The sequence below is a fragment of the Pseudomonas sp. HP_01 genome, assembly GCF_055284355.1.
Window position 1 is genome coordinate 274,476 of the sequence record NZ_JBTOPV010000012.1, and the last position, 23,366, is coordinate 297,841.

Genomic DNA, 23,366 nt, shown 5'->3' on the forward strand with positions numbered 1-23,366 from the left:
CGGATTGTACCGGCCATTCAGAAAAACATCAGCCCGCGATCAACTGAGTGGCAGCGACATGAAGCCGGTGGAGACCATCATGTCCCGCGCCGCCCAGGCTTGACGGACCGGGCCAAAGGAACGCCGGTGAATGGGCGTAGGACCCAGGCGCGCCAGTGCTTCAAGGTGCACGGCCGTGGGATAACCTTTATGGCCGCCGATGCCGTAGCCCGGATAAAGCAGCTCCATGCGCGCCATTTCCCGATCGCGACTGACCTTGGCCAGAATCGACGCGGCGGCAATGGCCGGCACGTGGGCATCGCCCTGAATGACCGGCGCGCTGGGCACCGACAGCTGCGGGCAGCGATTGCCGTCGATCAGCGCCAGTTTCGGCGTGATGATCAAACCTTCTACGGCGCGCTTCATCGCCAGCATGGTGGCGTGAAGAATATTCAGCTCATCGATCTCTTCGACTTCAGCCCGCGCGATGTGCCAGCACAGTGCTTTCTCGCAAATCTCGTCGAACAGTCTTTCGCGCTTGGCTTCGGTGAGCTTCTTCGAATCGTTCAGCCCCAGAATCGGGCGCTTGGGGTCAAGAATGACCGCCGCGGTGACAACGGCGCCACACAGTGGGCCACGGCCGACTTCGTCGACACCGGCGACCAGATCCTCGACGAGATTGAAGTCCAGACCCATTTGCATTGATTGCCTGCTCATTGTGAAGGCGTTGCGCCAATCAGGTTCAACACCGCTTCGGCGGCCTGATTGGAGGCATCGCGACGCAAGGTTCGGTGAATCGCGTCGAAGCCGGCTGTCTGTGCGTCGCCGTTGTCCAGCAACGGCAACAGCGTCTGCGCCAGAGCCTCGGCGGTCGCCGCGTCCTGCAGAAGCTCCGGGACCAGCATGCGCTGGGCCAGCAGGTTCGGCAGCGACACGTACGGACTTTTCACCATCCGCTTGAGTATCCAGTAGGTCAGTGGCGCCAGGCGATAGGCTACCACCATCGGTCGTTTGTACAGCAGTGCTTCAAGGGTCGCGGTCCCGGAAGCGATCAGCACGGCATTACACGCTGCCAACGCCACATGGGACTGACCGTCGAGCAGCGTCAGGGGCAATTCGCGCCCTTGCAGCAGTTGCTCGATCTGTTCACGGCGTTGAGGGCTGGCACACGGCAACACGAAACGGATGTCGGGACGCGCAGTCATCAGGCGCTCGGCCGCGTCGAAAAACAGCGCACCGAGACGCCCGACTTCGCCGCCGCGACTGCCCGGCATCAACGCCACCACAGGGCCTTCGCCAAACCCGAGTTCAGCGCGCGCGGCCACTTGATCCGCCTGCAGCGCAATGGTGTCGGCCAACGGATGCCCGACAAAGCGCACCGGCACGCCTTGCTCTTCGTAAAAACGAGCTTCGAACGGCAGCAGGGTCAGCATCAGGTCGCAGCCATCGCGGATCTTCAGGACACGCTTCTGCCGCCACGCCCACACGGACGGGCTGACGTAATGAACGGTCTTGATGCCGGCCTGACGCAGCTTGAGCTCGATGTTGAGGGTGAAGTCCGGCGCGTCGATGCCGATGAACACGTCCGGCTTTTCGTCGATGAGGGTCTGAATCAGCAGCTTGCGACGAGCGAGCAGTTCTTTGAGGCGACCCAGCACTTCCACGAGGCCCATGACCGACAAGCGCTCCATCGGAAAATACGACGTCATGCCCTGTGCTTCCATGAGCGGTCCGCCAACACCGATGAATTCGGCGTCCGGATGCCGTGACTTGATCGCACGCATCAAGCCGGAGCCGAGAATGTCGCCGGAGGCCTCTCCGGCCACCAGCGCAATACGCAACCGAGCCATGGTCAGCGGGTGATGCCGCGAGTCGAGGACTGGATGGACTTGAGGAACAGCTCGACTTCAGGGAACTGCGCAGCGGGTTCGCTCAGCTCGACGATCGCCTGCTCCACTGTCAGGCCCTGACGGTAGACGGTTTTGTACGCGCGGCGCAGCGCATGAATCGATTCTTCGGAGAAGCCCCGACGGCGCATCCCTTCGAAGTTCATGCTGCGGGCTTCGGCCGGGTTGCCGAACACGGTGACGAACGCGGGAACGTCCTTGCCGATGGCAGTGCCCATGCCGGAAAAGCTGTGCGCGCCGATGTGGCAGTACTGATGCACCAGGGTAAACCCGGACAGAATGGCCCAGTCATCCACGTGCACATGGCCAGCCAACGCCGTGTTGTTGACCAGAATGCAGTGGTTGCCGATGACGCTGTCATGACCGATGTGCGCGTACGCCATGATCAGGTTGTGATCACCGAGGGTGGTTTCCGCACGGTCCTGAATGGTGCCACGGTGGATCGTCACGCCTTCGCGGATGACGTTGTGGTCACCGATCACGAGACGCGTCGCTTCCCCTTTGTATTTCAGATCAGGCGTGTCCTCACCCACCGAAGAAAACTGGTAGATGTGGTTGTGTTTACCGATCTTGGTCGGGCCGCGCAGAATCACATGCGGACCGATCACTGTACCCTCGCCGATTTCCACACCAGGTCCGACGATCGACCACGGGCCGACCTCCACCTTGTCGGCCAGCACGGCCGTCGGATCGATGATTGCGCGAGAGTCAACCAAACTCATAGTTTGCGTTCCGCACAGATGATTTCAGCCGAGCATACCGGCTTGCCATCAACCGATGCCTGGCACTCGAACTTCCAGATCTGCCGCTTGCAGCTCAGGAACTTCGCTTCGAGGATCAACTGATCGCCTGGTAGCACTGGCTGGCGGAAGCGCAGTTTGTCGGAGCCGACGAAGTAATACAGGGTGCCATCGGCAGGCTTCACATCGAGCATTTTGAAGCCCAGGATGCCGGCAGCTTGAGCCATGGCCTCGATAATCAGCACGCCCGGCATGATCGGGTGCTGAGGAAAGTGACCGTTGAAGAAAGGCTCGTTGATGCTGACATTCTTGTAGGCACGAATGCTCTTGGTCTCGACATCCAGCTCCACCACACGGTCCACAAGCAGGAACGGGTAACGGTGCGGCAGATATTCGCGGATTTCGTTGATGTCCATCATTTCGAAAGGAAGCCTGTAGTAAAGAGTGGGAGGGCGCGACTAACGCGCGTCACTCCTCTAGCAAATCAAGGAGGCAGTTTATCGGCTGTGCACGCTTGATAAGAAAAAGGTATCAGCCATCAGATGAAGCTTTACCGCCTGAGGTCACTGCCTCGACAATCTTTTCCAGGTGCTGCAGGCGTCGCGCCATGTCGTCGAGATGACGCATGCGTGCCGCGCTCTTGCGCCACTCCGCAGCCGGCTGCATCGCCGTCCCCGAAGAATACGAGCCGGGCTCGGTGATCGACCGGGTGACCATGGTCATGCCGGTGACGAAAACCCCGTCGCAAATCTCGATATGCCCCACCAGCCCGACACCGCCCGCGAGCATGCAATGCTTGCCGATCTTGGCGCTGCCCGAAATGCCGACGCACGCGGCCATGGCCGTGTGATCGCCGATCTGGACGTTGTGAGCGATCTGAATCTGGTTATCCAGCTTCACGCCATTGCCGATCCGGGTGTCATCCATGGCGCCGCGGTCGATGGCGGTGTTCACGCCAATCTCGACATCGTCACCAATGGTCACGCCGCCAATCTGCGCGATCTTCTGCCAGACGCCTTTCTCGTTGGCGAAGCCGAAACCTTCACCGCCCAACACCGCACCGGACTGGATCACCACACGCTGCCCGATACGGACGTCGTGGTACAGCGTGACACGGGGGGCAAGCCAGCCGCCCTCGCCGATCACGCTGCGCGCACCGATGAAGCACTGCGCACCAATGGTCACGCCCGCCGCAATCCGTGCGCCGCTCTCGATCACCGCATAGGCACCCACACTGGCAGCCGGGTCGACGAACGCGTCCGCCGCCACCACCGCCGTCGGGTGTACGCCGACAGGAGCCTTGGGCTTGGGATCGAACAGATGGGAAATACGGGCGTACGCAAGGTAAGGATCAGGCACCAGCAATGCGTCGGCGGCGTACCCTTCAGCATCCGCCGGCTTGAGCAGCACGGCAGCGGCCTGGGTGGTCGCGAGGAATTTTCGGTACTGAGGATTGGCCAGAAAACTGACCTGATCAGGACCGGCTTCCTGCAAGGTTGCCAGTCCTGTGATTTGCTTGTCCGCCGGGCCACGCAGGGTGGCGCCGAGGAACTCGGCCAATTGGCCGAGTGTGATGGTCGCGGTCATTAACTTACTTCAGCTGATTCATGCGCTCGATAACCTGGCGAGTGACGTCATATTGCGGCTTGACGTCAATCACGGCACCGCGCTCGAACACTAGGTCAAAGCCGCCTTTCTTGATGACTTCTTCTACGGCCTGGTCCAGCTTGGGCTTGAGTTGCTTGAGCATGTCGCGGTCAGCGACTGCCTTGGCTTCGTTCAGCTCTTTGGACTGGAACTGGAAGTCACGGGCCTTTTGCTTGAAGTCCAGCTCCAGACGCTCGCGCTCAGGCTGGGCCATTTTGTCGCCACCGGCGACCAGACGATCCTGAATACCTTTGGCGCTGCTTTCCAGAGCCTTCAGTTTGGTCAACTGAGGACCGAATTTTTTCTCTGCATCTACCGCGTACCGTTTGGCCGCGTCGGATTCGAGCAGGGCCATTTGGTAGTTCAGTACAGCGATCTTCATGTCAGCAAATGCCGGGCCTGCGATCAGAACCGTTGCCAGCAATGCCAATTGGGTCAACTTACGCACGATGTAACTCCTACAGAATCCGTTGTCGTTAGCAGTGATCAGACCCTTAGAAGGTCTGACCGAGAGAGAATTGGAAGACCTGGGTTTCGGTGCTGTCGTCCGGTTTCTTGACCGGCATCGCCAGTGCAAAACTCAACGGACCCAATGCTGTGACCCACGTCACGCCCACACCGACCGAACTGGCCAGACCCGACAACTCTGGGCCGTTGCACTCGACCTTCTGACCATCGGTCGTGGTCTTCTGCGAGCCGCAGTTGGTGTTGAAAACGTTACCCACGTCCCAGAACAGCGAGGTACGCAGCGAACGCTGGTCCTTGATGAACGGCAGCGGGAACAGGATTTCCGCACCGCCAGTGATGAGGACGTTACCACCGAACGGCAGCGGATCCTGGTCCGGGTCGGCAAGGGTGCCACTGCCTGCACGGCCACTACTTGGTGTACTGCGCGGGCCCAGCGTACTGTCCTTGAAGCCACGTACCGAGTTGAAGCCACCCGCGTAGTAGTTCTCGTAGAACGGCAGACCGGACGTCGAGCCATAACCGTCGCCGTAACCCAGCTCAGAGTGCAGGCGCAGGGTGTAGTTGTTGGTGATCGGGTGGAACAACTGGCCGCGATAATCAAGCTTGTAGAACGACAGGTCGCTGCCCGGAATGGTGGTTTCCAGGGTCAGGCTCTGGGAGCTACCACGGGTTGGCAGTGTGCCTTTGTTCAAGGTGGACTCGGACCAGCCTACCGACGCCTTGAAGTTGGTGAAGCTGTCGCCTTCTCTGTTGATGAAGTCGAAGATCTCGTCAACGGTGTACCTGCCCGTGCTCAGCTCGTCTTTCTGTACCGACAGGCCGAAGTTCAGGCGAGAGGTTTCGCTGATCGGGTAGCCCATGTTGATACCGGCACCCAGGCTGTCTACCGAGTAGCTCGCCACGTCGACGTCGAGGTCGTCGTAGTTGGTCTTGCGGTAGAACGCGCTGTAGCCGAGGCTCACCCCATCCGGCGTGAAGTACGGATCGACGTAGCTAAAGTTGTAACGGGTCTGGTATTCACTTTTGGTCAGGCCGATGCTGACTTTGTTACCGGTACCCAGGAAGTTGTTCTGGCTGATGGAACCACCCAGGATAAGGCCCGCGCTCTGCGCAAAGCCGACACTGGCGGTGATCGAACCGGACGCCTGCTCTTCAACAGCGTAGTTCACATCAACCTGATCGTCGGTGCCAGGCACCGCCGGGGTTTCAACGTTCACTTCCTTGAAGAAGCCCAGACGGTCAAGACGGGTCTTGGACTGGTCGATCAGGTAAGTGGATGCCCAGCCGCCTTCCATCTGGCGCATCTCGCGACGCAGCACTTCGTCCGCTGTCTTGGTGTTGCCGCGGAAGTTGATGCGGTTCACGTAAGCACGTTTGCCCGGATCGACAACGAAGGTGATATCGACCGTGTGGTCTTCATCGTTCGGCGTCGGCACACCGTTAACGTTGGCGAAGGTGTAACCCTCGTTACCCAAACGACGGGTTATCAGTTCGGACGTGGTGGTCATGACCTTGCGGGAGAACACCTGGCCCGGCTTGACCAGCAGCAGCGACTTGACCTGATCTTCAGGCACCTTGAGGTCGCCGCTCAGCTTGACCGACTTGACGCTGTACTTCTCGCCCTCATGAATGTTGACGGTGATGTACACGCTCTTCTTGTCGGGCGTGATGGAGACCTGGGTCGAGGCGATATCCATGTTGATATAGCCGCGGTCAAGGTAGTACGAACGCAGACGTTCCAGGTCGCCGGAGAGTTTTTCACGGGCGTACTTGTCGTCGTTCTTGAAGAAGGAAAGCCAGTTGGTGGTTTTCAGTTCGAAGAGGTCAACCAGATCGTCTTCAGGGAAGACCGAGTTGCCCACCACGTTGATGTGCTGGATGGCCGCGACCGCGCCTTCATTGATGTTGATCTTCAGACCCACGCGGTTACGCGGCTGCGGCACGACTTCGGTGGCGACTTCTGCAGAGTAGCGGCCTTGCGCAACGTACTGACGTTGCAGCTCGTTGCGGACGCCTTCCAGCGTTGCACGCTGGAAGATCTCGCCTTCGGCCAGACCCGACTGCTTCAGACCCTTCATCAGGTCCTCAGTGGTGATCGCTTTGTTGCCTTCGATCTCGATACTCGAAACCGACGGACGCTCGACAACTGTGATGACCAGGACGTTACCGTCGCGGCCCAGCTGGATGTCCTGGAAAAATCCGGTTTTGAACAGCGCGCGAGTTGCGTCAACGAGACGCCCATCATCGGCCTGTTCACCCACGTTCAACGGCAGCGCACCAAACACGCTGCCGGCGGAAACCCGCTGCAGACCGTTGACACGGATATCGGAGATAGTGAAGGACTCGGCGTGAACTTCGGCGATCATCAGTACGGCAAGAACCGCAGTTAGCAGCAGACGTTTCATGAAGTCCTTTCTTATTCCAACTGGCAATAAACAAACTGCCGCAAAATGCGGCAGATTCACAATTCGGCGTAGCTTTTACAGTCGTCCCAGATCGTTGACCAGTGCGAGCAACATCACTCCAACCACCAGACTGATACCGATCTGAACCCCCCAGCCCTGCACCTTCTCTGACAGTGGTCGACCACGCGCCCACTCGATCAGATAAAACAGCAAGTGCCCCCCATCCAGCACGGGTATGGGCAGCAAATTGAGAACACCCAGGCTTATGCTCAGATAAGCGAGGAAATTCAGGAAGTCACCTATGCCTGACTGGGCCGAAGCGCCCGCCACTTTAGCAATGGTTATCGGTCCGCTCAAGTTTTTTACCGAGAGCTCGCCGAACAACATTTTCTTCAGCGAATCGAGCGTCAGCACGCTCATGGTCCAGGTACGCCGCGCGCCTTCTGCGACGGCGGCTACAGGCCCGTAGCTGACCTCGCGCAACATCTCCGGCGGCCAATCCACGCCTTTCACGCCGGCACCGAGATACCCGGTCGCCGCAGGGCCTTCGCCACGTGTAACCAGATCGACGGGTACCTCCAACTGCGCGCCGTCACGCTCGACGCGCACCGAAATCCGCGTATCGGGGTGGACACGAACCCAGTCCACGACCTTCTGCCATTCGTCGACTGGCTCGTCGTTGAGGGCCAGCAGGCGGTCGCCGGTTTTGAGGCCTGCGGTTTGTGCGGGACCTTTGGGATCAAGCTCTGCCAGAACCGGCGGCAGGGCCGGACGCCACGGACGAATACCCAGCGAACGAATCGGGTCCGGCTCGGCTGCGCCCTTGAGCCAGTCGTTCAGCGCCAGCGAACGCGGGGTCTCCACATCAGAACCCTGTTCGCGAACCTTCAACGCGATGCTGCCGCTCTCACCCAGACGACGTACCAGTTGCAGGTTAACGCCTGCCCATCCGGTAACAGCCTCACCATCAACCGAGACAATTTCCTGACCGGAACTCAGCCCGGCCTTTTCCGCAATACTGCCTGGTTCGACGCCGCCCACGACGGGCCGGACCTGCTGGCTACCCAGCATTGCGAGTACCCAGAAAAATACAATCGCCAGCAGAAAGTTGGCGACCGGGCCCGCAATCACGATAGCGATGCGCTGGTAAACCGACTTGCGGTTAAAAGATTGATCAGCCAGCTCGGGGGGCACGTCACCCTCCCGTTCATCGAGCATTTTCACGTAGCCGCCGAGGGGAATCGCCGCCACGACGTATTCGGTGCCCTGGCGATCACTCCAGCGCAACAACGGCATGCCAAAGCCCACCGAGAAACGCAGAACCTTGACACCACAGCGACGCGCCACCCAGAAGTGACCGAATTCGTGAAACGTCACCAGCACGCCCAGCGCAACCAGGGTGCCGACAATCATGTATAGCGCGCTCATCGCTGCCCTCCGGGTACCGATCTAACGGTGCGTTTAAGCCCACATTGCGTGCGAATCATTGAAAACGTTGCCGCCTTGAACGACTGCCTAGCGCCCATTACGGTCCAGCCATTGCCCGGCCAGCGAGCGGGCACGTGCATCAATCTCGAAAACCGTTTCCAGGTCAGACACGGCGACCACAGGCTCAAGGTTTAAAACCTCGTCGATCATACTCGCGATTTCCGGGTAGCGAATGCGCTGGTCCAGAAACGCAGCGACCGCGATTTCATTGGCAGCATTCAGCACCGCAGGCGCACTGTCGCCCGCCTCAGCAGCTTGCCGCGCCAGACGCAGGCATGGGAAGCGCACTTCGTCCGGTGCTTCAAAGTCCAGCCGCGCAATACTGAACAGATCCAGCGGCGCAACGCCCGAATCGATTCGTTCCGGCCATGCAAGCGCGTGGGCAATCGGCGTGCGCATGTCGGGATTGCCCAACTGCGCCAGCACCGAGCCGTCGACGTAATCGACCATCGAATGGATCACGCTCTGCGGGTGAATCACCACCTCGATCCGCGCGGGCGTCGTGTCGAACAGCCAGCAGGCTTCGATCAGCTCAAGGCCCTTGTTCATCATGCTGGCGGAGTCGACGGAGATCTTGCGACCCATGGACCAGTTGGGATGGGCACAGGCCTGATCCGGAGAGACGTGCTCCAGATCGACGAGTGGTGTCTGACGGAACGGGCCACCGGATGCGGTCAGCAGAATGCGTCTGACGCCGACCTTCTCCAGACCGCTCTCGTAATCACGCGGCAGGCACTGGAAGATCGCGTTGTGCTCGCTGTCGAGCGGCAGCAGTACCGTGCCACTGCGGCGAACAGCCTGCATGAACAAGGCGCCGGACATGACCAGCGCTTCCTTGTTGGCCAGCAGGACTTTCTTGCCCGCTTCGACAGCGGCAAGGGTCGGGCGCAAACCGGCCGCACCGACGATCGCGGCCAGCACCGTATCAACCAGAGGGTGAGCAGACACTTCGCAGAGCCCGCCCTCCCCCACCAGCACGCGCGTATCGAGACCGGCCGCACGCAGGTCGTCCTGCAGTTGCCTGGCGGCAGCCGTCGTCGGAACCACGGCGAACTGCGGTGTATGACGCACGCACAACGCCAACAGCTCGGCCAGGCGGGTGTAACCCGTCAGAGCAAATACCTGGTAACGCGCCGGATGCCGCGCGATGACGTCCAGCGTGCTCAGACCCACAGAGCCCGTTGCGCCAAGCACGGTAATGAGCTGAGGCGTACTCACATCACGCCCCAGTCCCGGGCAGCCCAGAGCAGCAAGGCGAATACCGGAATGGCGGCGGTCAGGCTGTCGATGCGATCGAGCACGCCGCCGTGGCCCGGCAGCAGGTTGCTGCTGTCCTTTACCCCGGATTTGCGCTTGAACATGCTCTCGGTGAGATCACCAACGACCGAAATCAGCACGACAATGGCAGCACACACCAACGCGAAGATGATTTCGCCCAGTGACCAGCCGCGGTAAACACCCACCACCGCAGTGATCAGCAGGCACGTCGCCAGACCACCATAAAGGCCTTCCCAGCTTTTGCCCGGGCTGACCTTCGGCGCCAGCTTGCGCTTGCCGAATGCCTTGCCGGAGAAGTAGGCGCCGATGTCGGCACCCCACACCAGAATCATCACCGACAGGATCAGCCAGTTGCCCAGCGGCATTTGCTTGATCAGCACCAGCCCCTGCCATGCCGGCAGCAGTATCAGCAAACCGATCAGCAGCTTGCAGATGGCGCTGGACCAATGCTCGCTGGACTCGGGAAAAGTGAGCACCAGCCAGGTTGCCACCAGCCACCAGATCAGCGCTGCCACCAGCAGCCACGGCGCAAGGTCGGGCAGCAGGTACAACAGAAACAGCAGCACAGCGACCACCACTGCGTACAGAACGCGGGCCGATTGCGCTTCGAAGCCGGAAAGCCGCGCCCATTCCCAGGCGCCAAGCACGACGACCGCGCCGATGAACAATGCGAAGCTACCGCCTGTCAGAAGAAAAAAACCGCACAGGGCCAGCGGCGCAAGGATCAGCGCAGTGATGATTCGTTGTTTAAGCATTAAGCGCGGGCTCCAGCTTCTACCTGCTCGCTGGTTTTCCCGAAGCGGCGTTGGCGAGAAGCGAAATCGGCCAGCGCAGTGCGCATGGCATCGTGTTTGAAGTCCGGCCAGAACAGGTCGGAGAAATACAGCTCGGCATAGGCCAGCTGCCAGAGCAGGAAATTGCTAATGCGGTGCTCGCCACCCGTGCGGATGCAGAGGTCGGGCAACGGCAGGTCGCCGGTGGCCAGGCACGTCTGCAGCAGCTCCGGTGTGATGTCTTCCGGTCGCAAGTGGCCGGCCTGAACCTCACGGGCCAGCCGCTGGGCAGCCTGAGCAATATCCCACTGACCGCCGTAATTGGCGGCGATCTGCAGAACGAAGCGGCTGTTTTCAGCCGTGCGCTGCTCGGCTTCGCGTATGGCGGCCTGAAGCTCGGGGTGAAACCGCGAACGGTCACCAATGATCCGCAGGCTGATGCCGTTCTCGTTCAAGCGCTTGGTTTCGCGACGCAGCGCCGTGAAGAACAACTCCATCAGCGCGCCGACTTCTTCCGCCGGGCGCTGCCAGTTCTCGCTGGAGAACGCGAACAAGGTCAGCACCTCGACCTTGGCCTCGGCGCAGACCTCAATCACCGCACGAACAGCGTCCACGCCGGCCTTGTGGCCTGCTACACCGGGCAGCAGACGCTTCTTGGCCCAGCGATTGTTCCCGTCCATGATGATCGCGACATGACGCGGCACCGATGCCGGCGCAGCCAGCTTTGTCTTATCCATGAAAGCTTCCCGGCCCTTATACGGCCATCAGGTCCGCTTCTTTGGACTTGGTCGCGGCGTCGATGTCAGCCTCAGCCTTGTCCGTCAGCTTCTGGATGTCGGCAGCAGCGCGGCGCTCTTCGTCTTCGCTGATTTCCTTGTCCTTGACCAGCTTCTTCAGCTCACCCAAAGCGTCACGGCGGATATTACGCACGGCAACGCGGGCGTCTTCTGCGGCGCTGCGTGCCTGCTTGGTGAAACCCTTGCGGGTCTCTTCCGTCAGGGCAGGCATGGAGATCAACAGCATCTCGCCCAGGTTCGTCGGGTTGAGGTTCAGACCGGCGCTCTGAATGGCCTTGTCGACCGCGGAGAGCATGTTGCGCTCGAATGCCACCACCTGCAGCGTGCGGGAGTCCTTCACGGTGACGTTGGCGACGCCGCTCAACGGGGTGTCGGAACCGTAGTACGGCACCATCACGCTGCCGAGAATACTCGGGTGCGCCTTGCCGGTACGGATCTGGCCGAATGCATGGGCCAGGGACTCAAGGGATTTCTTCATCCGCTCTTGAGCGTCTTTCTTGATTTCGTTGATCATTGTTCGCCTTCCTCGATCAAAGTACCTTCCGCGCCGCCATGCACAATGTTCAGCAAGGCGCCGGGCTTGTTCATATTGAAGACACGCAGTGGCATCTTGTGGTCACGACACAGACAGATGGCTGTCAGATCCATTACACCCAGCTTGCGATCCAGCACTTCGTCATAGGTCAGACGATCGAACTTCTCGGCATGCGGGTCCTTGAATGGATCGGCAGTGTACACACCATCGACCTTGGTTGCTTTCAGCACGACATCAGCGTCGATCTCGATCGCACGCAGGCACGCTGCGGAATCCGTGGTGAAGAACGGATTGCCGGTACCGGCCGCGAAAATCACGACTTCCTTGGCGTTCAGGTGACGCATGGCTTTGCGACGATCGTAGTGATCGGTTACGCCCACCATGGAAATGGCGGACATCACGATGGCCGAGATATTGGCCCGTTCCAGCGCATCACGCATGGCCAAGGCGTTCATCACGGTGGCCAGCATGCCCATGTGGTCGCCTGTGACCCGATCCATGCCGGCCGCGCTCAGAGCTGCGCCGCGGAACAGGTTACCGCCACCGATGACCAGACCGACCTGAACGCCGATGCCCACCAGTTGACCGACCTCCAGTGCCATGCGATCCAGCACCTTGGGATCGATGCCGAACTCTTCCGACCCCATCAGGGCCTCGCCGCTGAGCTTGAGTAGAATGCGTTTATAGCGAGCTTGATAGCCACTGCCCTGCTGAGCCATTGCGAATCTCTCCTGCGGCGTTTGAAAAAATCGTTCGAGTAGCGGGCCGTTTTCGGCCTGCGCTCACTCTAGGTCACTGCTTCAGGGAAGTGCAGCCTCTTGGGCCCAAACCCCGAAAAAACAAATTCCGTGCAGCAATAGCAATTCCGCGTAGCGCTTTGACAAAGAGGCTGCGCGCGTTAGCGGGCAGCCTCTTCGGGGCGACAGTTGGGAAACCGTCTTATTGCTTGCTTGCAGCTACTTGAGCAGCGACTTCTTCAGCGAAGTTGTCGACTGGCTTCTCGATGCCTTCGCCTACCTTGAAGTAGGTGAAGGAAACGATTTCAGCGCCGGCTTTCTTGGCCAGTTCACCGACCTTGATTTCAGGGTTCTTGACGAACGCCTGCTCAACCAGGCTTGCTTCAGCCAGGAACTTGCTGATACGGCCGCCAACCATTTTCTCGGCGATTTCAGCAGGCTTGCCTTTCAGCTTGTCTTCGTTCAACTGCATGAAGACATTCTTCTCGCGCTCGATCGCTTCTGGCGAAACGTCCGAAGGCAGCAGAAACTCAGGGTTGGTCGCTGCTACGTGCATGGCGATGTCTTTCGCCAGCTCTGCATCGCCGCCCTTGAGGACGACAACCACGCCGATCTTGTTGCCGTGCAGGTACGAACCCAGCACGTCGCCTTCGATGCGGGCCAGACGACGAATATTGACGTTCTCGCCAACCTTGCCGACCAGAACCAGACGATCAGCTTCCATCGCTTCAACCAGAGGCTCAACGGTGGTCAGCTTGTCAGCAAATGCTTTCTCGACGCTCTTGGCGACGAATGCCTTGAAGTCGTCCTGCAGAGCCAGGAAGTCGGTCTGGGAGTTGACTTCGATCAGGACTGCGGCTTTGCCGTCGTCCTTGATGGCGATGGCGCCTTCAGCAGCAACGTTGCCTGCTTTTTTGGCTGCCTTGATTGCGCCCGAAGCACGCATATCGTCGATGGCTTTTTCGATGTCGCCGCCAGCCTTGGTCAAGGCCTTTTTGCAATCCATCATGCCTTCGCCGGTACGCTCGCGCAGTTCTTTGACCAACGCTGCAGTAATCTCTGCCATTTCAAAATCCTCTTGGATAGGTCTTCAACCATTCCACCCGCAAGACGGGCGTTCAAATTCTTGAAAATCCATGGTGACTGCTGCACATGACAATAAGATCGATGGCAACGTCAGATGGTTTTCGAGGTGGCAAAAAGGGGGCCAAGCCCCCTTTTTGCGTACTGAGTCAACGCCAGGCGTTTGTTACTCAGCCTTCAACAGTTGCCGCTGGAGCTTCTTCAGCGTAAACGTCGGTGCCGCCAGCATTGTTGTTGCGACCACGGATCACAGCGTCAGCCATCGAACCCATGTACAACTGGATGGCGCGGATTGCGTCATCGTTGCCCGGGATGATGTAGTCAACGCCTTCAGGGCTGCTGTTGGTGTCGACAACGCCGATGACCGGGATACCCAGCTTGTTGGCTTCGGTGATCGCGATGCGCTCGTGATCAACGTCGATAACGAACAGAGCGTCTGGCAGACCGCCCATGTCCTTGATACCGCCCAGGCTACGATCCAGTTTTTCCAGATCGCGAGTGCGCATCAGCGCCTCTTTCTTGGTCAGCTTGGTGAACGTGCCGTCTTCTGCCTGGACTTCGAGATCACGCAGACGCTTGATGGAAGCGCGGATGGTCTTGAAGTTGGTCAGCATGCCGCCCAACCAGCGGTGATCGACGTACGGCGAACCGCAACGTGCTGCTTCTTCAGCAACGATCTTGCCAGCGGAACGCTTGGTGCCGACGAACAGAATCTTGTTTTTGCCCTGAGCCAGGCGCTCAACGAAAGTCAGCGCTTCGTTGAACATAGGCAGGGTTTTTTCAAGGTTGATGATGTGAATCTTGTTGCGCGCGCCGAAAATGTATTTACCCATTTTCGGGTTCCAGTAACGGGTCTGGTGACCGAAGTGCACACCGGCCTTCAGCATATCGCGCATATTGACTTGGGACATGATAGTTCCTTGATAAGTCGGGTTAGGCCTCCACGTATCCCAATGACCAACCAGCGGCTTGAGCCGAAGGCACCCAGGTCATCGTGTCGACACGTGTGTGGGTTAGAGCTTTCGGGGCAGACCCCGTAAAGCGGCGCATTTTATATCACAAAAGACTGGATAACGGAACTCGAAATAAGAGGCTGTTTTTCCAACGCTTTTGTCCCCCTTGTGCGAGCGACGGGAGACCCTGCCCGCACCAATGGAGGACGGGATGATAACCCGCCTGACGGCGGTCTGGTAGAATCGCGTTTTTTCCGTATCAAGCCGTGGCTGTGCCGCGCCGAGAGAGCCTGTTTAATGACCGTGACACTGAAGACCCCCGAAGACATCGAAAAGATGCGCGTTGCCGGCCGCCTGGCCGCGGACGTGCTGGAAATGATCGGTGACTATGTAAAGCCTGGCGTGACCACCGAAGAGCTGGACCGCATCTGCCACGACTACATCGTCAACGAGCAGAAGGCCATTCCGGCGCCGTTGAATTACAAGGGTTTCCCGAAATCCATCTGCACCTCGATCAACCACGTGGTTTGCCACGGCATCCCGAACGAGAAGCCGCTCAAGAATGGCGACGTGCTGAACATCGACGTCACCGTCATCAAGGACGGCTACCACGGCGACACCAGCAAGATGTTCCATGTGGGCAAAGTGCCTGAGTGGGCCGAGCGTCTCTCCCGCGTCACCCAAGAGTGCCTCTATAAAGGCATCGAAGTGGTCAAGCCGGGCGCGCACCTGGGCGATATCGGCGAAGTGATCCAGAAGCATGCCGAAAAGAACGGCTTCTCGGTCGTCCGCGAATACTGCGGCCACGGCATCGGCAGGGTGTTCCACGAAGAGCCGCAAGTGCTGCACTACGGCGAGGCCGGCGACGGCATTGAGCTGAAGGAAGGCATGACCTTCACCATCGAACCGATGATCAACCAGGGCAAGGCCGACACGCGTCTGCTGGGCGACGGCTGGACAGCCATCACCAAGGACCGCAAGCTTTCCGCGCAGTGGGAGCACACCATCCTGGTGACCGCGACCGGCTACGAAATCTTCACCCTGCGCAGCGATGACACCATCGCCCGCACCTCGGCCTGATCGCGAAGTCGCTCGCCATTGTGGTCGGTACAGCCAGCACGGTCGGTTTAGCACGGTCGGTATAGATAGAAGGAAAGCAGTTCGATGCCGCAGGTGGACCCAGATTTGTTCGATCGCGGCCAGTTTCAGGCCGAGCTGGCACTGAAGGCCAGCCCCATACCCGCCTTCAAAAAAGCCATTCGTCAGGCGCGCGAAGTCCTGGACGGGCGCTTCAAGTCGGGCCGGGAAATACGCCGACTGATCGAGGACCGTGCCTGGTTCGTCGATAACATCCTGCAACAGGCCTGGGATCAGTTCGACTGGAGCGAAGACGCCGACATCGCCTTGCTGGCAGTCGGCGGCTACGGTCGTGGCGAACTGCATCCCTTTTCCGATATCGATCTGCTGATCCTGCTGGACAGCGCCGACCATGAGGTTTTCCGCGATTCCATCGAGCGTTTTCTGACGCTGCTGTGGGACATCGGTCTGGAAGTCGGTCAGAGCGTGCGCTCGGTGGACGAATGTGTCACCGAGGCTCGCGCGGATCTGACCGTCATCACGAATTTAATGGAGAGCCGCACGATTGCGGGTCCCGAGCGACTGCGTCAACGCATGCTCGCCGTGACCAGCACCCGCGAAATGTGGCCGAGCAAGGAGTTCTTCCTGGCCAAGCGCGCCGAGCAGAAGAACCGCCATCACAAATATTTCGACACCGAGTACAACCTTGAGCCCAACGTCAAAGGTTCGCCCGGCGGGCTGCGCGATATTCAGACCATCCTCTGGGTCGCACGTCGCCAGTACGGCACGCTGAATCTGCACGCACTGGCCGACGAGGGCTTTCTGCTGGAAAGCGAAAACGCGCTGCTGGCGTCCTCCCAGGAATTTCTCTGGAAGGTCCGTTATGCACTGCACATGCTGGCCGGTCGTTCCGAAGACCGTCTGCTGTTCGACTACCAGACCAGCATCGCGCGCCTGCTGGGTTACGAAGACAGCGACGCCAAGCTGGCCATCGAGCGCTTCATGCAGAAGTACTATCGCGAGGTCATGAGCATTGCGCAGCTCAGCGACCTGATCATCCAGCACTTCGAAGAAGTGATTCTCGCGGACGACGACGGCACGGTCACAGAGACGATCAACTCGCGCTTCCAGCTGCATGATGGTTACATCGAGGCGACCCATCCGAACGTCTTCAAGCGCACGCCGTTCGCGATGCTCGAGATCTTCGTGCTGATGGCGCAGCGCCCGGAAATAAAGGGCGTGCGCGCCGACACCATCCGGCTGCTGCGGGAACACCGCTACCTGATCAACGACGATTTCCGCAACGATATCCGCAACACCAGCCTGTTCATCGAGCTGTTCAAATGCGAGATCGGTATCCACCGCAACCTGCGGCGGATGAACCGTTACGGCATTCTGGGCCTGTACCTGCCGGAGTTCGGCCACATCGTCGGGCAGATGCAGCACGACCTGTACCACATCTATACGGTCGATGCCCACACCCTGAACCTGATCAAGCACCTGCGTAAGCTGCAGTACACGCAGGTGTCAGAGAAATTCCCGCTGGCCAGCAAGCTCATGGCCAGACTGCCCAAGCCCGAGCTCATTTATCTGGCCGGGCTTTACCATGACATCGGCAAGGGCCGCGGCGGCGATCACTCGGAACTGGGCGCGGTCGATGCAGAAGCCTTCGGCATTCGGCATCACCTACCCCACTGGGACACCCAACTGATTGTCTGGCTGGTGCAGAACCACCTGGTGATGTCGACCACCGCCCAGCGCAAGGACTTGTCCGACCCGCAGGTGATTCACGACTTCGCTCAGTTCGTCGGCGATGAAGTGCATCTGGACTACCTGTACGTGCTGACCATCGCCGACATCAACGCGACCAATCCGACACTATGGAACTCGTGGCGTGCCAGCCTGTTGCGCCAGCTGTACACCGAGACCAAACGCGCGCTCAAGCGTGGGCTGGAGAACCCGGTCGACCGCGAGGAGCAGATCCGTCGCACGCAAACCGCCGCCCTGGATATTCTGGTGCGCAGCGGCACCGATCCCGATGACGTCGAGCAATTATGGTCGCAGTTGGGCGATGACTACTTTTTGCGTCACACCGCAGGCGACGTGGCCTGGCACAGCGACGCGATATTGCAGCAGCCAGCTGACGGCGGCCCGTTGGTGCTGATCAAGGAAACCACCCAGCGCGAGTTCGAAGGCGGCACACAGATCTTCATTTATGCGCCCGACCAGCATGACTTCTTCGCCGTAACCGTGGCGGCGATGGACCAGCTGAACCTGAACATCCACGACGCCCGGGTCATCACCTCAACCAGCCAGTTCACCCTCGACACCTACATCGTGCTCGACAGTGAGGGCGGTTCGATCGGTGAAAACCCGGAGCGCATCAAGGCCATTCGCGAAGGCCTGACCGAGGCGCTGCGCAACCCCGACGATTACCCGACCATCATCAAGCGCCGGGTGCCGCGCCAGCTCAAGCACTTTGCATTTGCCCCCGTGGTGACGATTTCCAACGACGCGCAAAGGCCGGTCACAGTGCTGGAGCTCAGCGCGCCGGATCGCCCCGGGCTGCTGGCGCGACTGGGCAAGATCTTCCTGGAGTTCGATCTGTCACTGCAGAACGCCAAGATCGCCACGTTGGGCGAGCGCGTGGAAGACGTGTTCTTCCTGACCGATGAAAACCACCAGCCGCTGTCCGATCCGCAACTGTGCCGACGCCTGCAGGATGAAATCGTCGAGCAACTCAGTGTCAATCCCGAGCCCGGCAGCGAGTTGCGCATCAGCATTTGAACCCGCCAGGACGGCATGACTTAAAGACTTGATTCAACGGCGCCCAGCCACATCGTGAACACGAGTGCGGGCGCCCAGCCTTGAGAACGATCGACATGAATAACGCCCTGCAGCAGCTTCAGCCCTACCCATTCGAGAAACTTCGCGCGTTGCTCGGTGCCGTCACGCCGAATCCGGACAAGCGTCCGATCGCCTTGTCGATCGGCGAACCCAAGCACAAATCGCCGGCGTTCGTCGCCAAGGCGCTGGCCGACAACCTCGATCAGATGGCGGTCTACCCGACCACCGCCGGGATTCCCGCGTTGCGTGAGGCCATCGCCAAATGGTGCGAGCGCCGTTTCAGCGTGCCTGCCGGCTGGCTGGATGCCACCAAACACGTGCTGCCGGTCAACGGCACCCGTGAAGCGTTGTTCGCGTTTACCCAGACGGTCGTCAATCGCAACGACAACGGTCTGGTGGTCAGCCCCAACCCGTTCTACCAAATCTATGAGGGCGCGGCGTTTCTGGCCGGCGCCACCCCGCACTATCTGCCGTGCCTGGCCGAACACGGTTTCAACCCGGATTTTGACGCGGTCAGCGCTGACGTCTGGGACCGCTGCCAGATTCTGTTTCTGTGCTCGCCCGGCAACCCGACCGGTGCGCTGATCCCGTTGGAAACCCTGAAGAAGCTCATCGCTCTGGCCGACAAACACGATTTCGTGATTGCCGCCGACGAGTGCTACAGCGAGCTGTATTTCGACGAAGCCACCCCACCGGCCGGCCTGCTCAGCGCCTGCGCCGAACTGGGCCGCCAGGATTTCAAGCGCTGCGTGGTGTTCCACAGCCTGTCCAAGCGTTCGAACCTGCCGGGCCTGCGCTCGGGTTTCGTCGCCGGCGATGCCGAGATTCTCAAAGCGTTCCTGCTCTATCGCACCTACCACGGCTGCGCGATGCCGGTGCAAACGCAACTGGCGAGCATCGCGGCCTGGAGCGACGAAGAACACGTGCGTGCCAACCGTACGCTGTACCGGGAAAAGTTTGACGCCGTGCTGGAAATCCTCAGCCCGGTCATGGACGTGCGACACCCGGACGGCGGCTTCTATCTATGGCCCAGCGTCGGGACTGATGACGCGAAGTTCTGCCGGGATCTGTTCGTCACCGAACACGTGACCGTGGTACCCGGCTCGTACCTGTCCCGGGATGTCGACGGCTTCAACCCGGGCGCAGGCCGAGTACGCATGGCACTGGTTGCACCGCTGGCCGAGTGCATCGAAGCCGCGCAGCGCATTCGGGATTTCGTCACAAGCCGCTGATATCTGTCTGGCTGAGGCGTTACTCGAGCCTCAGTGCGCCAGACCCAGATTGGCTTCATTGAGGTCCAGCTCCGCCAGCACCATGCGCAGCACGTCATCGCCGATCTGGCGATGACGGTGCAGGTTGTACAGTTCCAGGCGCTGGGCACGCAGGGCGTTGAGGCGCATGCGTTTCTCCAGTTGATCCATCTGGAACGCCAGGGCCTGTGCCTCGGCGGTGTCGTTGAAGATCTCCAGACGCTGTCGGTATTCGGACATGATCCGCGCTTTCACTTCAATGGCGAGCACTGCCTGCGCTGCGTCGGGTGAATCCGTCGCCGCCGGGATCGCTTCGTTCTCCAGTGTCTGAATCGCCGCTTGAGCCGTGCGTTTCCAGGCATCCCGCACTTCGCGCTTCATGCGCATATCAGGCTCACTGACCTGCCCACGCAAGAGCAGCGGCAAGCCAATGCTCGCCGACACCAGCGACAGCAAGATCACCCCGGCAGCAATGAAAATCAGCAAGTCACGCTCGGGAAAGTCGACGCCTGCGCTGATCAGCAGCGGCACCGACAATGTGCCTGCCAGCGTGACGGCACCGCGCACCCCGCCTACGGTCAGCAGCAATGACGAGCGAGTCGACAGATCCAGGGTGCCGTCGCCCCTGCCGCGCCAGCGCCGAATCTGGATCATCAGCCGCCAGACGCTTTGCACCCAGATGTAACGCAACACCGCGAGCACCACGAAGATCGCCAGCACCTCCAGGCAACGCCACAACAGGGTCGGCCACAGTGTCGCTTCGTGGTGGGTAACGGCGGTGATGATGTCCGGCAGTTGCAACCCCAGCAGCAGGAAGATCAGGCCGTTGAAGGCAAACTCCAACAGGGTCCACACGCTGCGGTTGAGCAGTCGTGTGCTGGTCTGGCGGGGCAGCAGATCGACCCAGCTTTGCATCATCCCCGCGGCCACTGCCGAGAGGATTCCGGAGAGTTCAAGCCGCTCGGCCAGGACGTAAGCGGCGAACGGCAGCAGCAACATGAACACCACGTGAGTCGCCGGATCATCCCAGCCCCGGGTAATCATCCGGCTGCGCAGTCGCCCCACCACCCAGCTGAGCGCAACGCCCACGGCCAGACCGCCACAGGCGACCAGCACAAAATTCAGGCTGGCATCGGTCAGGGAGAACACGCCTGTGGTGGCAGCTGCCAGCGCAAACTTGAAAGTCACCAGGCCGGTCGCATCGTTCATCAACGCCTCGCCCTGGAGCATGCGCATGATCGGCGCGGGCAGCCGGTCCTGGGCGATGGCCGAGACCGCCACGGCGTCGGTCGGCGACAGCACCGCCGCCAAGGCAAAGGCGACCGGCAAGGGAATGGAGGGCAGCAGCCAGTGGATGAAGTAACCGGCGCCTATCACGGTGAAAATCACCAAGCCTATCGCGAGGGTGAGAATCGCCCCGCGATAGCGCCAAAGATCACGCTTGGGCATCCGCCAGCCATCGGAAAACAACAGCGGCGGCAGGAACAAGAACAGAAACAGCTCAGGGTCGAGCGCCACGTGCAGACCCAACGTCGGCCAGGCCAGCAAGGCGCCCGCGGCGATCTGCACCAGCGGCAACGGCAGCGGAATCACCCGGGCCAGCAATCGCGAGACACCTACCAGCGTCAACAAGATAAGGACGGTATAGGCTGTTTGCATTGCGTGTTTCCCCAAGCGTGTGACACATGACTGACATCGGCAACAGACACGATGCGTCCGGCAAAGTGCCCCTCTTAGCGCCAGCCAGGATCATGGGATTCTGATCCATGAGTCGTGGTCAGCCATTTTCGGCACAGGTCACGGGCCACAATCCCTGGTCCAATAGACAAAGCGTCGGCCCGCCGCGCTTACCCGGCGTGTACGTGGCATAATCCTCCACCGTTTTTTTCAACCGTCCCGAAAGGAGCAGGCCTATGGCCAAGGAAACCCACACGTTGCACCTGTTTGGGATCAAGGCGTGCGACACGATGAAGAAGGCGCGCACCTGGCTCGACGAAAAATCGGTGAATTACGATTTCCACGACTACAAGACCCAGGGCATTGATCGCGACCACCTGACCCGTTGGTGCAACGAGCACGGCTGGCAGACGGTCCTCAACCGCGCCGGCACGACCTTTCGCAAACTGGACGAGGCGCAGAAAGCCGACCTCGACCAGGAAAAGGCCATTGAGCTGATGCTCGCCCAGCCCTCGATGATCAAACGCCCGGTGCTGGATCTTGGCGAAAAAACCCTGATTGGCTTCAAACCCGAACTGTACGCTGCGGCTATCGCCTGATTGAGATAGCCCTAAATAACGAGGTATCTGCATGTCCACTTCTCTGTTCAGCCTGGCCTTTGGCGTTGGCACACAAAACCGTAAAGGCACCTGGCTGGAAGTTTTCTACGCCCTGCCACTGCTCAACCCGTCGGCTGAAATCGTCGCCGCCGTCGCACCGATCCTGGGCTACACCGGTGGCAATCAGGCCATCGCATTCAACACCGATCTGTCCTCGCGTCTGGCCAATGCCCTCAAGGGTATCGACGACACCCAGGCCGCACTGCTGACCCGACTCGCCGAAAGCCACAACCCGCTGGTTGCCACGCTGCTGGCTGAAGACACCGCGCTGACCTCCACCCCTGAGGCTTACCTCAAGCTGCATCTGCTGTCCCATCGTCTGGTCAAGCCCCATGGTTTGAGCCTGGCCGGCGTGTTCCCCCTGCTGCCGAACGTCGCGTGGACCAGCCAGGGCGCCATCGACCTGGGTGAACTGGCCGAGCGTCAGTTGGAAGCCCGCCTGAAAGGCCACTTTCTGGAGGTCTTCTCGGTGGACAAATTCCCGAAAATGACCGACTACGTCGTGCCGGCCGGTGTGCGCATCGCTGACACCGCGCGCGTGCGTCTGGGCGCCTACATCGGCGAAGGCACCACCGTGATGCACGAAGGTTTCGTCAACTTCAACGGCGGCACCGAAGGCCCGGGCATGATCGAAGGTCGCGTGTCGGCTGGCGTGTTCGTCGGCAAGGGTTCGGACCTGGGCGGCGGCTGCTCGACCATGGGCACGCTCTCGGGCGGCGGCAACATGGTGATCAAGGTCGGCGAAGGCTGCCTGATCGGCGCGAACGCCGGCATCGGCATTCCGCTGGGCGACCGCAACACCGTTGAAGCCGGTCTGTATGTCACCGCTGGCACTAAAGTGGCGCTGCTGGATGACAAGAACGAGCTGGTCAAGGTCGTCAAGGCCCGTGAACTGGCCGGTCAACCGGACCTGCTGTTCCGTCGCAACTCGCAGACCGGCGCGGTGGAATGCAAATCCCACAAGTCGGCCATCGAGCTGAACGAAGCGCTGCACGCTCACAACTGATCGATGCTGCGTGCGGGTTCGGGTTCCCTCGGGGCACCGAACCCGCCTCAACGAGCGTGA

General features: G+C 60.2%; 21 protein-coding genes. 5 read left to right on the top strand and 16 right to left on the bottom strand.

The window, feature by feature from the left end; genetic code table 11:
- Nucleotides 1-39 precede the first annotated feature (39 nt).
- The 15 genes from rnhB to rpsB form a co-directional block, all read right to left on the bottom strand.
- Nucleotides 40-681 (bottom strand): ribonuclease HII, encoded by a 642-nt coding sequence (rnhB, locus tag ACYAR8_RS09920; protein WP_122622967.1) that lies wholly within the window; start codon nt 679-681, stop codon nt 40-42.
- A gap of 11 nt (nt 682-692) precedes the next feature.
- Complete coding sequence (gene lpxB / locus ACYAR8_RS09925; RefSeq protein WP_463579756.1) at nt 693-1,829, bottom strand: lipid-A-disaccharide synthase; 1,137 nt, start codon at nt 1,827-1,829, stop codon at nt 693-695.
- A gap of 2 nt (nt 1,830-1,831) precedes the next feature.
- Nucleotides 1,832-2,608, bottom strand: coding sequence for an acyl-ACP--UDP-N-acetylglucosamine O-acyltransferase (gene lpxA / locus ACYAR8_RS09930; protein ID WP_463579757.1), 777 nt, complete (start codon nt 2,606-2,608; stop codon nt 1,832-1,834).
- Nucleotides 2,605-3,045, bottom strand: coding sequence for a 3-hydroxyacyl-ACP dehydratase FabZ (fabZ, locus tag ACYAR8_RS09935; RefSeq protein WP_037014232.1), 441 nt, complete (start codon nt 3,043-3,045; stop codon nt 2,605-2,607). The genes lpxA and fabZ overlap by 4 nt, the downstream gene beginning before the upstream one ends.
- 112 nt (nt 3,046-3,157) lie before the next feature.
- On the bottom strand, nt 3,158-4,213 hold the full coding sequence (lpxD, locus tag ACYAR8_RS09940; RefSeq protein ID WP_108120927.1) for a UDP-3-O-(3-hydroxymyristoyl)glucosamine N-acyltransferase: 1,056 nt from the start codon (nt 4,211-4,213) through the stop codon (nt 3,158-3,160).
- A gap of 4 nt (nt 4,214-4,217) precedes the next feature.
- A complete protein-coding gene (locus ACYAR8_RS09945) occupies nt 4,218-4,721 on the bottom strand; it encodes an OmpH/Skp family outer membrane protein (RefSeq protein ID WP_037014235.1) in 504 nt (167 codons plus the stop codon).
- Between the two features lie 46 nt (nt 4,722-4,767).
- Nucleotides 4,768-7,146 (bottom strand): outer membrane protein assembly factor BamA, encoded by a 2,379-nt coding sequence (bamA, locus tag ACYAR8_RS09950; RefSeq protein WP_074891296.1) that lies wholly within the window; start codon nt 7,144-7,146, stop codon nt 4,768-4,770.
- Nucleotides 7,147-7,221: 75 nt separating this feature from the next.
- Nucleotides 7,222-8,574: an RIP metalloprotease RseP gene (gene rseP, locus ACYAR8_RS09955; RefSeq protein WP_074891298.1), complete on the bottom strand. Its 1,353-nt coding sequence runs from the start codon at nt 8,572-8,574 to the stop codon at nt 7,222-7,224.
- 87 nt (nt 8,575-8,661) lie between these two features.
- The gene (gene ispC, locus ACYAR8_RS09960) at nt 8,662-9,852 is read right to left on the bottom strand and encodes a 1-deoxy-D-xylulose-5-phosphate reductoisomerase (protein ID WP_463579758.1); all 1,191 of its coding nucleotides are present in this window, start codon (nt 9,850-9,852) and stop codon (nt 8,662-8,664) included.
- Nucleotides 9,849-10,667: a phosphatidate cytidylyltransferase gene (locus ACYAR8_RS09965; RefSeq protein WP_074891301.1), complete on the bottom strand. Its 819-nt coding sequence runs from the start codon at nt 10,665-10,667 to the stop codon at nt 9,849-9,851. The genes ispC and ACYAR8_RS09965 overlap by 4 nt, the downstream gene beginning before the upstream one ends.
- On the bottom strand, nt 10,667-11,422 hold the full coding sequence (gene uppS / locus ACYAR8_RS09970) for a polyprenyl diphosphate synthase (protein ID WP_074891303.1): 756 nt from the start codon (nt 11,420-11,422) through the stop codon (nt 10,667-10,669). The genes ACYAR8_RS09965 and uppS overlap by 1 nt, the downstream gene beginning before the upstream one ends.
- A gap of 16 nt (nt 11,423-11,438) precedes the next feature.
- Nucleotides 11,439-11,996, bottom strand: coding sequence for a ribosome recycling factor (gene frr, locus ACYAR8_RS09975; RefSeq protein ID WP_065989845.1), 558 nt, complete (start codon nt 11,994-11,996; stop codon nt 11,439-11,441).
- Entirely contained in the window at nt 11,993-12,736 is a 744-nt protein-coding gene (pyrH, locus tag ACYAR8_RS09980) for a UMP kinase (RefSeq protein WP_037014256.1), read from the bottom strand. Before pyrH ends, frr begins: the two co-directional genes overlap by 4 nt.
- 220 nt (nt 12,737-12,956) lie before the next feature.
- Entirely contained in the window at nt 12,957-13,820 is an 864-nt protein-coding gene (gene tsf, locus ACYAR8_RS09985) for a translation elongation factor Ts (RefSeq protein ID WP_065989847.1), read from the bottom strand.
- Between the two features lie 187 nt (nt 13,821-14,007).
- A complete protein-coding gene (rpsB, locus tag ACYAR8_RS09990) occupies nt 14,008-14,748 on the bottom strand; it encodes a 30S ribosomal protein S2 (RefSeq protein ID WP_065989848.1) in 741 nt (246 codons plus the stop codon).
- Nucleotides 14,749-15,087: 339 nt separating this feature from the next.
- Between rpsB and map the strand changes: the two genes are divergently transcribed.
- The 3 genes from map (at nt 15,088) to dapC (ending at nt 19,946) form a co-directional block, all read left to right on the top strand.
- Nucleotides 15,088-15,870, top strand: coding sequence for a type I methionyl aminopeptidase (gene map / locus ACYAR8_RS09995; RefSeq protein WP_463579759.1), 783 nt, complete (start codon nt 15,088-15,090; stop codon nt 15,868-15,870).
- 84 nt (nt 15,871-15,954) lie between these two features.
- Nucleotides 15,955-18,654: a [protein-PII] uridylyltransferase gene (locus ACYAR8_RS10000; RefSeq protein WP_463579760.1), complete on the top strand. Its 2,700-nt coding sequence runs from the start codon at nt 15,955-15,957 to the stop codon at nt 18,652-18,654.
- Nucleotides 18,655-18,749: 95 nt separating this feature from the next.
- Nucleotides 18,750-19,946, top strand: a complete 1,197-nt coding sequence (gene dapC, locus ACYAR8_RS10005) for a succinyldiaminopimelate transaminase (protein WP_463579761.1) — start codon at nt 18,750-18,752, stop codon at nt 19,944-19,946.
- A 30-nt stretch (nt 19,947-19,976) separates the two neighbouring features.
- Here the strand turns inward: dapC and ACYAR8_RS10010 are convergent, their stop codons facing one another.
- Nucleotides 19,977-21,623, bottom strand: coding sequence for a Na+/H+ antiporter (locus ACYAR8_RS10010; protein ID WP_463579762.1), 1,647 nt, complete (start codon nt 21,621-21,623; stop codon nt 19,977-19,979).
- A gap of 254 nt (nt 21,624-21,877) precedes the next feature.
- Between ACYAR8_RS10010 and ACYAR8_RS10015 the strand changes: the two genes are divergently transcribed.
- A complete protein-coding gene (locus ACYAR8_RS10015) occupies nt 21,878-22,240 on the top strand; it encodes an ArsC family reductase (protein ID WP_410934471.1) in 363 nt (120 codons plus the stop codon).
- Between the two features lie 31 nt (nt 22,241-22,271).
- Nucleotides 22,272-23,306 (top strand): 2,3,4,5-tetrahydropyridine-2,6-dicarboxylate N-succinyltransferase, encoded by a 1,035-nt coding sequence (gene dapD, locus ACYAR8_RS10020; RefSeq protein ID WP_074893429.1) that lies wholly within the window; start codon nt 22,272-22,274, stop codon nt 23,304-23,306.
- Nucleotides 23,307-23,366: the final 60 nt, after the last annotated feature.

Bases quoted from the DNA above. Each gene is read 5' to 3' on its own strand.
- rnhB (WP_122622967.1), bottom strand. From the start codon at position 681: ATGCAAATGGGTCTGGACTTCAATCTCGTCGAGGATCTGGTCGCCGGT.
- lpxB (WP_463579756.1), bottom strand. From the start codon at position 1,829: ATGGCTCGGTTGCGTATTGCGCTGGTGGCCGGAGAGGCCTCCGGCGAC.
- lpxA (WP_463579757.1), bottom strand. From the start codon at position 2,608: ATGAGTTTGGTTGACTCTCGCGCAATCATCGATCCGACGGCCGTGCTG.
- fabZ (WP_037014232.1), bottom strand. From the start codon at position 3,045: ATGATGGACATCAACGAAATCCGCGAATATCTGCCGCACCGTTACCCG.
- lpxD (WP_108120927.1), bottom strand. From the start codon at position 4,213: ATGACCGCGACCATCACACTCGGCCAATTGGCCGAGTTCCTCGGCGCC.
- bamA (WP_074891296.1), bottom strand. From the start codon at position 7,146: ATGAAACGTCTGCTGCTAACTGCGGTTCTTGCCGTACTGATGATCGCC.
- rseP (WP_074891298.1), bottom strand. From the start codon at position 8,574: ATGAGCGCGCTATACATGATTGTCGGCACCCTGGTTGCGCTGGGCGTG.
- ACYAR8_RS09965 (WP_074891301.1), bottom strand. From the start codon at position 10,667: ATGCTTAAACAACGAATCATCACTGCGCTGATCCTTGCGCCGCTGGCC.
- uppS (WP_074891303.1), bottom strand. From the start codon at position 11,422: ATGGATAAGACAAAGCTGGCTGCGCCGGCATCGGTGCCGCGTCATGTC.
- frr (WP_065989845.1), bottom strand. From the start codon at position 11,996: ATGATCAACGAAATCAAGAAAGACGCTCAAGAGCGGATGAAGAAATCC.
- pyrH (WP_037014256.1), bottom strand. From the start codon at position 12,736: ATGGCTCAGCAGGGCAGTGGCTATCAAGCTCGCTATAAACGCATTCTA.
- tsf (WP_065989847.1), bottom strand. From the start codon at position 13,820: ATGGCAGAGATTACTGCAGCGTTGGTCAAAGAACTGCGCGAGCGTACC.
- rpsB (WP_065989848.1), bottom strand. From the start codon at position 14,748: ATGTCCCAAGTCAATATGCGCGATATGCTGAAGGCCGGTGTGCACTTC.
- map (WP_463579759.1), top strand. From the start codon at position 15,088: ATGACCGTGACACTGAAGACCCCCGAAGACATCGAAAAGATGCGCGTT.
- ACYAR8_RS10000 (WP_463579760.1), top strand. From the start codon at position 15,955: ATGCCGCAGGTGGACCCAGATTTGTTCGATCGCGGCCAGTTTCAGGCC.
- dapC (WP_463579761.1), top strand. From the start codon at position 18,750: ATGAATAACGCCCTGCAGCAGCTTCAGCCCTACCCATTCGAGAAACTT.
- ACYAR8_RS10010 (WP_463579762.1), bottom strand. From the start codon at position 21,623: ATGCAAACAGCCTATACCGTCCTTATCTTGTTGACGCTGGTAGGTGTC.
- ACYAR8_RS10015 (WP_410934471.1), top strand. From the start codon at position 21,878: ATGGCCAAGGAAACCCACACGTTGCACCTGTTTGGGATCAAGGCGTGC.
- dapD (WP_074893429.1), top strand. From the start codon at position 22,272: ATGTCCACTTCTCTGTTCAGCCTGGCCTTTGGCGTTGGCACACAAAAC.